Here is a 435-nt window from a genome sequence, read left to right as displayed (position 1 = left end):
AAATAAGAGGTGATACCTTGAACAAGAAATTATTAATTAAAACAGCCTTACTGTTTCTAGTAGGCTGTTTTTTTGTTGTTACACAAACTACATCTGTTAATGCAGCACCTAAACCTGATGAAAATAAAGTTATTGTTACAGAGCCAACTACTAATGTAGATACAATTTATGATACTTACAAAGACAATGCTTTTGAGTTAATGACTAAAGAAAAAGAGAAAGAATCTGTAACGGGTTTTAATGAAGCCATCACAAATGCTTCTGCGACAATAAAGACTTTTGTCTGGTCAATGGTAAAAGGACTCGGAGAGTTTAATGCAGTTATGGTAAAAACACTATTTAGTATGGATATTATAACTGCTATTAAGCAACCGATTATGAACCTAACGTCTAGCATAGCAACTAACATGTTGGGCATTGCTGGAACGATTGGTA

1 protein-coding gene is annotated in these 435 nt (G+C 33.3%); it reads left to right on the top strand.

Annotated features, from left to right (window positions below):
- Positions 1-17 precede the first annotated feature (17 nt).
- Positions 18-435, top strand: a 418-nt coding sequence (locus tag RAD15_RS43965; RefSeq protein ID WP_458184888.1) for a hypothetical protein, incomplete at its 3' end; no start/stop codon positions are given.

It is taken from the genome of Bradyrhizobium sp. 14AA, from assembly GCF_054185205.1.
Note: the sequence above shows the minus strand (reverse complement) of the source record. Positions and strands in the feature narration are given on the sequence as shown.